We start from the raw sequence: 3,107 nt of genomic DNA, 5'->3' as shown, positions 1-3,107 counted from the left end.
CCTCGCCGCCATCCAGCGCTTCTGCCTCCGCTCCCACCAGATCGGAGGAACTACGGAATCAGGACACTAGCCGGCGGTTCGGTCCAGGTCTTGCAGGTGAACTCGTAGGGGGTGAGGCCGCGCAGGGTCTTGAGACTGCGGGCATGGTTGTAGGCGTCGAGGAAGAGCTGGAGGTGGTGCCGCAGTTCGTCACGGCTGCCGTAGTGGTAGCGGCGGACGGTGGCGTCCTTGAGCGTCCGGTTCATCCGCTCGACCTGCCCGTTCGTCCACGGGTGTGCCGGCTTGGTGGTGCGGTGCTCAATGCCATCGCGCAGCGATCCCCCGGAGGGAGCAGCGGCAAGGCCGCTGCAAGGCTGCTCGCAGGCGTAGTCGAAGGCCTGGACCAGGCCAGACCCGCGGCTCGCCCTTCGCGGCCCAATAGGCTGCGGCAACGGCCTCATGGGCTTCGTTGGTCGGTGTGCGCTCGACGAACTGGTGCCCCCGGATCGGGTCCGGGGCAGGCTGTTGTCGGTGAGCCGAGCCCGGCTTTGCCGGGGATGCCTCCGGCGGATCGCTGCGCAATCGTGTGGATGCGGTACGGCACGGCTGTGACCAGGGCATGGGGGAAGTTGGCGGAGACCTGCCAGTTCGCCCGCTCATGCAGCTGGGCGAAGGCGAACCTGGAGGTCGGGTCGCCTCCCGGTCCTGCTGGACCGGTCTCCTTCGGTGATCGGATCAGCCGTCTGTTGACAGCTGATGGCGACGAACAGATAAGGACGACCTTCCTCGGTGCGAGCCTCGGCAATATCGAGGTGAAAGAAGCCCATCGGGTAGCTCCTGAACCGGAAGCGCTTGGTCTTGGGACCGCCGGTGTCGGGCAAGCGAGCGGTGCCATCGGGCTTCAGCCCGATCCCCCGGAGGGATGTTCGCACAGCGGACAGGACGCTGCAGGCAGCGGTGCAGGGACGAGCGGGTCAGGTGCGGTAGGGTCGGCTGCAGGGCGTAGAGGTAGTCGTCGAGCGGCAGGAGCGTGTAGCGCCGGAACGCGACGATGACCGCCCCGTCCTCGGTGCTCAGCACGGTGGAGCGGGGTGCCTTGGGACCCATCGGCGCATCGGTGGCAAAAGTCCACTTGCGCCACTTCTGGACCGTCGTCAGGCTGATGTCGTAGCGCTTGGCCAGTGCCCTCACGCTCGCTTCACCAGCTTGGATCGTGCGACGCACTGCCTTTTGTCGTGGTGGCGCGCCGTGAAGAACCTAGCCCATAGCGCGTCCTTACAGGAAGATAACGCAAGCGTAGCACTACACCTTGGAACTAAACATCTAGTCGAGTGCTGGTTTACTCTGCTCACCCGGCGCCGGCTCAAGCGTGGCGTGTTCAGCAGCACCCAGGCGTTGCAGGGGCGATTCGAGCCTACATCGCTGCCGACAACGCAGATCCCAAGCCGTTTGTCCGAGCAAAGAGTACCGACAATACCCTCGGCAGCGTGGCCCCCTTCTGCCAACGGACCTCCAACTCACACTACTTGCTCGTCGGGGGGTGGCTTTGGGTCCGTCTCATCGTCGCGATACGCCTCTCGTCAAGGAGGGAACGGCGACTGCAGCATGAATGACAGCAACCAGAAGTTGATATGGCTATAAGAAGTAAATAGGTTGCGTGAAGCGGCGGTGGCGCCTCGGATGGCGGGTGGGGATGGAGCAGGCAGGGCCGGAGCGGAGCGGTGCCCGGATCCTCGGGGGCGTGGCCTGCGTGGCGCTCGCCTGGTTCCTGTTCTCCGTTCACGATGCCAGCGTGAAGCTGCTGGTCGCGGGGCTGTCGGTCTGGCAGGTGTTGTTCGTGCGCAGCGCCATCATCGTGCCGGTCTGCCTCCTGGTGAACGGCCGGCAGAGCCTCACGGGCATGCTGGCGCCTTGCATCTGGCTGCGCATCCTGCTTGCCGCCCTCGTCTATGCGTGCGCTTGGCTCGCCTACTACTCGGCGGCGCGTCATCTGCAGCTGGTCGAACTCGAGACGATCTACTTCGCCTCGCCGCTGATCGCGACCCTGCTGGCGGTCCTGCTGCTGGGGGAGCGCGTGCCCAGGGAACGTTGGCTGGCGCTGCTGATCGGCCTTGGCGGCGTGACGCTTGCCTGCGGCCCTGCCGGGTCGGTGGATCCGGGGCCGGTGGTCCTGGCGCTGCTGGCCGCGGCATTGTGGGCCTATGCGGTGGTGCTGATCCGGCAGCTGGCGCTGTCTGTGCCGACCAGCGCGCAGATGCTGGTCAACAATGCGGTATTTCTCGTGACGTGCGGCACGGTCATGCCCTGGTGGTGGCAATGGCCGACCCCGCACGACCTGCTGCTGCTGCTGCTGGTCGGCAGCGGCGGGATGCTGGCGCAGTACCTTCTCTACGAGGGTATCCGCCGGGCTCCTGCCTCCGTCACCTCACCCCTCGAGTTCACCGGCCTGCTCTGGTCGTTCTGGCTGGGCATGCTGGTGTTCGGCGACCTGCCTGGCCCCAGCGTGGTGCTCGGCATGGTGCTCATCGTCGTGAGCGGTGGCCTGGTCATCCACAGCGAGCTGCGGGGGCGGCGTGAGCCGGCCCCGCCGCGGACAGCTGCCCCTGCGGGTACGGAGCCAGAAGCCGTCGATCTTCGCTGACCTGCCGGCCGATCAGCCGGGTGGTATGATCGGGTGATCTTCGCGCGCAGCCGGGACATGAGACGTCTACGCCGGGCACCCGCTTCTGGTACTCAGCGCCGATGACGCGCTCGGGTGGCCGGAGGCATGTCCGTCAGCTTCACTGGCTGCCGGCAAAGTCGCCCATGGTCACGTGATGCGCCGCAGCATGATCCGGCTCATGGTGGCGTGGATCATCGCCAGCCCAGGCTTGGTCAGCCGTTCACAGCCGCGGCCAAAGCGGCATGATCGAAAGTGCCAAGTGAAGGCACGCTCGATGATCCATCATCCGCCAGCATGCGGATGATCCGCTTTCCCATGGGACGGCGGTCAGTAGGCCGCCGAGGGTGCCGTGGAGAGACGTAGAAGCCTGCCAGCCGTTCCTCCAGTGCATAACGTGTGGGGTTTGTAGACCCCGTTTCACCTCGCCCGATCCTACCAGCTCCGCTATCGCCTGATCCCATCGCGT

1 protein-coding gene and 2 pseudogenes are annotated in these 3,107 nt (G+C 65.9%); 1 reads left to right on the top strand and 2 read right to left on the bottom strand.

Going from position 1 to position 3,107, the window contains the following annotated elements:
* Positions 1-50: 50 nt before the first annotated feature.
* Together HLA95_RS29965 and HLA95_RS29960 are read right to left on the bottom strand one after the other, a co-directional pair.
* Positions 51-302: pseudogene (locus HLA95_RS29965) on the bottom strand (integrase core domain-containing protein); the annotation flags it as partial.
* Between the two features lie 432 nt (positions 303-734).
* Positions 735-1,203, bottom strand: a pseudogene (locus HLA95_RS29960) (transposase family protein); the annotation flags it as partial.
* Between the two features lie 469 nt (positions 1,204-1,672).
* Here HLA95_RS29960 and HLA95_RS26800 point away from each other — a divergent pair.
* Positions 1,673-2,620: a DMT family transporter gene (locus HLA95_RS26800; protein WP_222185057.1), complete on the top strand. Its 948-nt coding sequence runs from the start codon at positions 1,673-1,675 to the stop codon at positions 2,618-2,620.
* Positions 2,621-3,107 lie beyond the last annotated feature (487 nt).

The organism is Geminicoccus harenae (assembly GCF_019800005.1).
Classification (GTDB): domain Bacteria; phylum Pseudomonadota; class Alphaproteobacteria; order Geminicoccales; family Geminicoccaceae; genus Geminicoccus; species Geminicoccus harenae.
Note: the sequence above shows the minus strand (reverse complement) of the source record. Positions and strands in the feature narration are given on the sequence as shown.

Bases quoted from the DNA above. Each gene is read 5' to 3' on its own strand.
- HLA95_RS26800 (WP_222185057.1), top strand. From the start codon at position 1,673: ATGGAGCAGGCAGGGCCGGAGCGGAGCGGTGCCCGGATCCTCGGGGGC.